Annotated in this window: 1 rRNA gene; it reads right to left on the minus strand. The window is 53.3% G+C overall.

Annotated features, from left to right (window positions below):
- Window positions 1-35: 35 nt before the first annotated feature.
- Window positions 36-1459: ribosomal RNA gene (locus tag BT125_RS28275) — 23S ribosomal RNA — on the minus strand; the annotation flags it as partial.

A 1459-nucleotide genomic window follows, 5' to 3' on the forward strand; every position in this document is an offset into this window, starting at 1 on the left:
TGGGGCTTGGAGCATTCAAATTGCTTGGGTGTTATATGGTCAAGCCTCACGGGCAATTAGTACAGGTTAGCTCAACGCCTCACAGCGCTTACACACCCTGCCTATCAACGTCGTAGTCTTCGACGGCCCTTCAGGGGACTCAAGGTCCCAGTGAGATCTCATCTTGAGGCAAGTTTCCCGCTTAGATGCTTTCAGCGGTTATCTTTTCCGAACATAGCTACCCGGCAATGCCACTGGCGTGACAACCGGAACACCAGAGGTTCGTCCACTCCGGTCCTCTCGTACTAGGAGCAGCCCCTCTCAAATCTCAAACGTCCACGGCAGATAGGGACCGAACTGTCTCACGACGTTCTAAACCCAGCTCGCGTACCACTTTAAATGGCGAACAGCCATACCCTTGGGACCGGCTTCAGCCCCAGGATGTGATGAGCCGACATCGAGGTGCCAAACACCGCCGTCGATATGAACTCTTGGGCGGTATCAGCCTGTTATCCCCGGAGTACCTTTTATCCGTTGAGCGATGGCCCTTCCATACAGAACCACCGGATCACTAAGACCTACTTTCGTACCTGCTCGACGTGTCTGTCTCGCAGTCAAGCGCGCTTTTGCCTTTATACTCTACGACCGATTTCCGACCGGTCTGAGCGCACCTTCGTACTCCTCCGTTACTCTTTAGGAGGAGACCGCCCCAGTCAAACTACCCACCATACACTGTCCTCGATCCGGATAACGGACCTGAGTTAGAACCTCAAAGTTGCCAGGGTGGTATTTCAAGGATGGCTCCACGCGAACTGGCGTCCACGCTTCAAAGCCTCCCACCTATCCTACACAAGCAAATTCAAAGTCCAGTGCAAAGCTATAGTAAAGGTTCACGGGGTCTTTCCGTCTAGCCGCGGATACACTGCATCTTCACAGCGATTTCAATTTCACTGAGTCTCGGGTGGAGACAGCGCCGCCATCGTTACGCCATTCGTGCAGGTCGGAACTTACCCGACAAGGAATTTCGCTACCTTAGGACCGTTATAGTTACGGCCGCCGTTTACCGGGGCTTCGATCAAGAGCTTCGCGTTAGCTAACCCCATCAATTAACCTTCCGGCACCGGGCAGGCGTCACACCCTATACGTCCACTTTCGTGTTTGCAGAGTGCTGTGTTTTTAATAAACAGTCGCAGCGGCCTGGTATCTTCGACCGGCGTGGGCTTACGCAGCAAGTGCTTCACCCTCACCGGCGCACCTTCTCCCGAAGTTACGGTGCCATTTTGCCTAGTTCCTTCACCCGAGTTCTCTCAAGCGCCTTGGTATTCTCTACCCAACCACCTGTGTCGGTTTGGGGTACGGTTCCTGGTTACCTGAAGCTTAGAAGCTTTTCTTGGAAGCATGGCATCAACCACTTCGTCACCCAAAGGGTAACTCGTCATCAGCTCTCGGCCTTAGAATCCCGGATTTACCTAAGATTCCA

It is taken from the genome of Pseudomonas sp. NFACC04-2 (assembly GCF_900119265.1).
In the GTDB taxonomy this organism is placed as follows: domain Bacteria; phylum Pseudomonadota; class Gammaproteobacteria; order Pseudomonadales; family Pseudomonadaceae; genus Aquipseudomonas; species Aquipseudomonas fluorescens_AA.